At 34.2% G+C, this 7062-nt stretch carries 5 protein-coding genes; all 5 read right to left on the reverse strand.

Features of this window, described 5'->3' with window-relative positions:
* Positions 1 to 45: 45 nt before the first annotated feature.
* The gene (locus tag H541_RS0106715; protein ID WP_022796561.1) at positions 46 to 1170 is read right to left on the reverse strand and encodes a glycosyltransferase family 2 protein; all 1125 of its coding nucleotides are present in this window, start codon (positions 1168 to 1170) and stop codon (positions 46 to 48) included.
* Positions 1171 to 1206: 36 nt separating this feature from the next.
* Complete coding sequence (locus tag H541_RS0106720; protein WP_022796562.1) at positions 1207 to 2121, reverse strand: beta-1,6-N-acetylglucosaminyltransferase; 915 nt, start codon at positions 2119 to 2121, stop codon at positions 1207 to 1209.
* Positions 2122 to 2192: 71 nt separating this feature from the next.
* Complete coding sequence (locus tag H541_RS0106725; protein WP_022796563.1) at positions 2193 to 3821, reverse strand: glycosyltransferase family protein; 1629 nt, start codon at positions 3819 to 3821, stop codon at positions 2193 to 2195.
* Between the two features lie 37 nt (positions 3822 to 3858).
* Positions 3859 to 5475, reverse strand: a complete 1617-nt coding sequence (locus H541_RS0106730; RefSeq protein WP_022796564.1) for a hypothetical protein — start codon at positions 5473 to 5475, stop codon at positions 3859 to 3861.
* A 153-nt stretch (positions 5476 to 5628) separates the two neighbouring features.
* Entirely contained in the window at positions 5629 to 6651 is a 1023-nt protein-coding gene (locus tag H541_RS0106735) for an acyltransferase (RefSeq protein WP_084684554.1), read from the reverse strand.
* Between the last annotated feature and the right edge of the window lie 411 nt (positions 6652 to 7062).

Here is a 7062-nt window from a genome sequence, read left to right on the forward strand (position 1 = left end):
TTATTTGTTATCAAATCTATATAGAAACTTTATAAAGTAGTCATTTTAATTTAAAGGCTTATTTCTTTTTTTAACTAGAATCATAGCTTTTCTAAGCAAAAAAATCCCATTCAGCAACCAAAATTGTTTCGTACGGATCAAAGTATATAGAATCCTTTTCCAAACATGTACATTCGTTAAAGACGTTTTGACATAGTATGGGCTAAAAAAAGGATCTTCCCGATAAGACATAAAATCTTTCTTACGCTCGTGATAGGGATGCGGATTATTAACATTACAGAAATCGAGATTGATCAATTCTTTCGTCAGGTCATAGCAATAAAGTTGCAACGACGATGAGTCAATAGCAGGAATCAATTTATTTCCTAACGTTACCATTTGTTCAAATAAGTAGCGATAAATCGTTTTTAACTGCTGATTGTATTTTTTAGTGATTGACCCTTCATGATCAATCCGGTATGCGTAATGAGCCTCGTTAGATTCAATCAAGTGGTAAGACGTCATCGCTTGATAACACTGCGCACAGAAAAGTGCATCTTGCCGTTTGCGGAGTGTAACATCAAATAGCAGTTTATGTTCTCTCAAAAAAGATGCTTGAAATAATTTACCCCAGGGTGTTCCTAAATAAAAGCCATCGATTGTCACCACATCTTGACTAACCCTTAACAAACTCTCCACTAAGACAGTAGAGGATAGCCCAGCCTTTGGAATAAGATCATGTATCCTATAATCTTTGACAATATGATCTCGGTCAGAAATCCTGGCATATGGGAAAAAGATAATGTCATCTTTACTATCATTCAGCAGCTGATTGATTCTTGGGTCGAAAGTCACCAAATCATCAGGATCCACAAACGTCAGCCATTTTCCAACCGCATGATGAATCCCTTCATTACGAGCCTTTGATACCCCACCATTCTCCGTCCGATAGAAACGTAATTCCGACCCATAATTGAGTGATTGAATAACCTTTTCAACATTAGTCTTTGATCCATCATCAATCACGACAATCTCATATGGGAACTTCAATTGACTCTTCTTAATACTAGTGATACAAGCTGACAAAAGCTCAGCTGGCGTATTATATACAGGAATAATAAAGCTCACTAGGATTTGATTGTCTTTTATAGTTTTATCGCTTATAACGTGACTTGTATTCTCAATAACCATCCGGTTTCTCCATTCCGTTGTATTCGTCAGAATACCTCAGTCCAATACTTGACCTGAACTTTTTGTGTTCGTAAAAATATCGCGCTGCAAACCTGCTTTCAACTTAGCAGAATCCTTTGTGTTTAACTTGCGAGCGAAATGGGCGTCACTCTCTAAAATACTAGGTAAATCTGTATCATCAAGAATAGCAGGATAGCTCCCATGTTGTTTCTCCCACTTAATAAAGCGATGATTATCTTTAATAATCCGTTCACTAAATTGTGGCTCGTTGCATAAAATGGTCTGCATCCAAAACTCATCCGAAAAACATCCAGTTTTGAACAGTTTAGCTTCATTAGGATGATTATCCAAGTAGCTTAACATAAATTGAGCAGCATCTCTCGGCATATCCACCCAGTTAGCACCATGATAAATTGTCTTGCCAATTTTCAACGTTTTAAACTTGTTGACCCTACAAACAGTCTGAAGCCCCATACTCAACCGATGAAAAATCTTGCCAAAAAGTGTTCTTCGATTGATTTTATCATAATTAAAATAATACTGTTGCCACAAAATGATCGGCTCTCCAGATTTCTTAACGCCCTTTGCTTCAATAGCTTTCATGTAAATAGTTGAATTATTCTCATAAAAACGGTAAATCTCACGAATAGGTTTAATCGGCCAATCTTGACCTGATATCACGTGAATAAACTGAATCGAAGGGTTATCCAATGCTAACGCCATCAGCCTAATCGCTGCTTCAGCAATACTCCAGCTTCCCCAATTCACCGAAATTTCTTGGATAAAATGAATGCCGTTCTCTTTTAATTTACTTTTATAGCTTTCAGGCAATAAACACTTTTGGTCAAAGTGGATGTAGACTTCAAAATATGAAGCCATTTTTTGCGACAATTCCAAAACATGTGGTAAATCCGTATGCGCTAGAATCAATATAGCTTGATCCTTGACCATTCTAAAACCTCCAATAATACTTTGCTGATGACGATAGCTGTTTCATTATTACACTATAGCAATTCATAGATTTATTCTAACAGATATAACATCACGCTCTTATTAATTAACTTTGCTGATTTAAACTTGGTATTTGATATTAATTGATTGATTATAGAATCTGGTTCGGCATAATCACCTGTTGTTATGGCATAACTTCTAATAGGAAAACTGATATACACTAGCAATGGAGCATTGTCTAGATGTAATCCTTTGATATACTCCAAAGCATCAGTCTTTGGAGTAGCATAATACCTAGAGGCAAAAATCAGAAACTGAGTGGCATCTGTCATCTGAACTGTCTCATCAGCCATTTGATCGTATATCAAAAGATTTTGATAGTGACTAACTTTATTTAAATTTTCGATTTCCGATGTTTTGTATGGTTTATACAAGTATCCCACACCGTTCCCAACAACCATATGATAAAGATTCCCAGACAACAGGGTAACACTAAATATTATCACCAACACTTTACCAAATTTGTATGTACTTACTATTGCAGTGATAGTTGCTATAACTAACAAAACAATGAGTGGGTAAATTGGGAAAACATAGCGATCAACTTTGAATGGACTAATCTGTGAGACTATCAGGACATATCCTAGGATAGAAACAATTAATAAGCCAATCGAGTCGACAAGATTTGATATCGGCTTTTGTTTACGCTCTCCGTTAGTCTTGCGATAAAAGTAAGTATAAAACCCAAATAGAACTAAAATGAAACAAATAATTCCTGACGTATTGTTGAATAACTCTTGATTGATAACTTGATAATAGATTTTCAGATTCTCTAAAACAGTAGTTTTACTTTCCACTGATTTAGACATACTTTCCATAGCTTGTGCTCCACGGTACCCGCTAAAGATATGATCTAACATTGCAGGATAAGCACAGACTGATAATCCTAAGGCGGCAAACATCGTTCCAGAAAATTTTAAAACATCAGCCACTCGCCTATGAAAAATCGTATAAACAAAATAGAATAGCGATGGGAAGAAGGCGAAAATTACAAAATAATAATGCGTCATCATCCCCAAAAATACCGATCCGCCAATGACTAACATCGTTTTAGACGTCAGTCGCTTCTCCCTCATTGCATTAATGATTCCATAAAAAAACAAAAGAGTGAAAATGGTAAAAAGAACATACATCCTAATCCACATCACTGAACTCACTGCCCCTGAACTGAAACCCCAAAGTATAGTTGTTAATAACGCTAATGACCACCGCTTTAAAACAATCTTGGACAGCAACAATAAAATAATCCACGCAACAATGAAAAAGACAATATTTATAGATAATCCAAACCATTTCGAAAATTTATTTGGAAATAACGAGGCAATTGAGTGATAAAAAAAGTAGTACAAAGGTGGATGCACATCTTGCTCTTGATTCCTATAGACGTTCTTAAAAGAAAACTGATCTTTAGGCTGCACAGTTATCTCTCGTTCTAAATCCTCCCCAGTACCTCCATTTTGACCAGGATAGGATAAAAAAGGGATGCCTTGCTTGTTTGATAAAGCGGCAGTATAGACTTCGTCTAAATGATAACCATCTTTTTGAGAACCGTAAAAGACTGTAGTTATAACATTTAATAACAATATGACTGCGACCACAAGTAACAGTATCAAGTTTTTCTTTTTTTTCATCTTTATCATTTTCACTCCAATTACTTATCTAAATATATTTCGGCCCTCATTTTACATTAAATAGGTATACTCTAGGATAATCTTTAATCTGTTTGGCAGAGGTAAAATTGGTCCCATCTAAAATTTGTCTCGTTGTTTCATCTTTATCTACCCCATAACCCATGAAGATAACTTTATCTTGAGTGTCTAATTTATTTTCTTTGATATGCGAAATATAAGCCGACAAGTCAAACGAATAAAAGTCATTGGCATAGTACAATAACTGTGCCATTTCAGAAATTTGGCCACTAGGAACAAGTTCCTGGTTATAAATAAAGATGCTATCATTATAGTTTGTGGTAAATAATTGCTTTACCTTTTGAGGATTCTTTTCAGGATACAAATAGTTGAGTTTAATTCTGGATATTCCCATAAAGGAAGACACTACCACTAAGAGAGTTAAAACGATTATGGTTACTTTCTTATTCGTAAAGCTAATCTTACATGCATAGAGAAAAGACAGAAAAGAAATAGTTAATAATATTGGAAAAAGAGGCATCACATAACGATCAACCTTATAAGGACTTATTTGAGCAATTAAAAATAAGTACAATAAACTGGTCGCTAGAAATACTATTATTGTTTCCGTTCCGGCCAATACAGAAGTTGTTGTCAAGTTAGTTTTCACTTGCTTGCGATAGACACAAACAAGTGTCGAGATAACGAGCAGAGTAATTAAGACAAATACTGTGTTTTTTAAATGAGACACAAATATACCATCGCTAATAACATGGCTAAAAGCAGTCATATTAGATTTCATTAAGTCATAATTTGACAGATTGTGAAGAATACTGGAAGAAGCCTCTGCCCCACGATCACCCGTAGTTAAGTGCTTTATCATAGCTGGAAAGGTAATGACAGACAAGCCAACACTCCCTAACACAGCACCACCATACTTTATGGAAAAACGGATTTTTTTTCTTAGCCACAAAACAAGTATTGATGAAAAGGTAAGGAAAAAAGAAAAAACCAAAAAATAGTACTGGGTCATAATACCTAAGTAAGTAAATAGAAAAATGCCGAGTAAGGTTTTTAAACGATAATCTTTTTTGTAGATCAGCCTGACATGAAAATAGCTTACAATCACTACAAACAAAGTCATCAGCGCGTACATACGAATGTAAATTACAGAATTCATAGCGCCTACAGAAAAGCCAAATAGAGAAGCACCTAATGCTGATATAGCACTAGAATGCGTCACTAGCTTAATCAATAAAAATAGTACTATCCATGTTAGCGAAAGAATTCCCAAATTTAGAGATAAACCAATCCATTTGGTAAATTGATTCGGAAAAAATGACGCTAGAGTATGGTACAGAAAGTAGTAAAGGGGCGGATGAACATCTTCAACTTGATTCATGTAGACACTTTTATAATTAAATTGTTCCCCATCTTGAACTGTTAGAGCATCGTTCAAATAATCATCAGCGTAGTATTTATTGTCAGTTGCTATAATAAATGGCCCTTCAGTACTGTTTGAAAGAGACATCGTATACATTTCATCAATGAAATACCCCTCCTTCTTGGAACAAAAATAAGCCATAGTCATGAGGTTAATGACAAACAAACAGAAAACAACAAAATATGACAGTTTTTTCTTTGTATCAGACGTTATGCTAATCATCTTAGACTCCCACTCTTTGAAATATAATGTTAATTGATTTCTGACAAAACGAAAAATATTTTAAAACGGATGTATGTTAAAAGATCCAATAACCATAAGCAATCTATTCTGTGGAATACCACTTTATGCTGCAAGTTATATAAACCACTATGTTTATTCGAAAATTCTAAAAAAATAAACAGCAGATTTAATTATTGGAAATCTTTTCAAACCCCAGACCAAACATATTGTTCCTAAAAAACATAAAATGGGCATTAAAAAAATATAGCCAAAACTATCAATAGGAAAAGTAATCAGGTGCTCACATATAGACATCACAATTCGATGGGAAGCATAAATACCAAGGGTCGAACTGGATATAAACATGATCAATTTATGACGTTTACTATCCATTCCCAAATGCAGTGGATGGTTCTTAGCAAAAACAAAAACAGCACTTGCTAAGATGTAAACAAAAATAGTGCTATACCCAAAAAGAGAGCGATTCATCTGGTGATTACTTGCACTTAAATAAATCGTTCCAAAAAACATCACCATAAAACTCAACACACTGCTAATATAAAGTAATTGTCTTTTCTTACTACTTAAATCAAAGGTATTTAAATACCATCCCAGTACAACGTAGCCCAGATAATGACTAAACATGGGATTAACCAAGTACCAAGGATATGGTTTATTGACTATCAAAAAAACTGTGGGTAAAACTCCTTCTGTTAAAAGGACGATACATAATAAGTATTCAACCAAACGTTTATACTTTTTGTTAGCAAAAACCGTTAAAACTGGTATACAACAATACACCACTATCATGGTATAGAAAAACCAGTAATTATTCTGTATTTTGTTATACACTAAACCTTTCAAAAAACTATAAGGATCCCATAAGGATTTATGATTAACTAGACTGCTATATAAAAAGGAAATTAGGCTCCAAAAGATTAGCGGAATAATGATTCGTTTAAATCTTTTTTTAGCATAAACTTTAGTTGTATATCGTTCACGATAATTTAGTAAGTTAGCGCCAGTTATCATAAAGAAAATTGGAACCGGCCAAATAAATAAGGTTTGCAGCACTAAACTCACAAACCATGATAGCTCTTGTCTATAATCAAATACAGTTAATGTAGAGTGTAAAACAATTACAAAAAAAATTGAGATAGCGCTTAAAACATCAATATAATCATTTCGCTTCGTTTACATGATGATCTCCAAATCACATATTATTCTTGTACTACTATACCTTATTTTGTTCTGAAATAAAATAGTGCGATGGCTGATTCAAACTGGCTTATCTAGGGTTGTCAAACATATGTTACCTGAACTGATAATAGTGGTGCTTGATGTCTTGTCCACCAAAACGAATTTTTTGAGTTTGTTGTCAAGGAGGAAAGTGAAACGATCCTTGACAACAAACGATAAAAATATAAAATCAGTGGACACATCAAGCAGCTTCGTTATACTTATTTTCGTAATACTTTTCAACCATTTGATTTGGGCTTAAGAATCCCAATACTTTTCGTGCAATATTATTGTGTCGACTCATATATCGCCGATGTTGCTTTAACATATCCTCTACGGATTCAAACT

Source organism: Bavariicoccus seileri WCC 4188, assembly GCF_000421665.1.
In the GTDB taxonomy this organism is placed as follows: domain Bacteria; phylum Bacillota; class Bacilli; order Lactobacillales; family Aerococcaceae; genus Bavariicoccus; species Bavariicoccus seileri.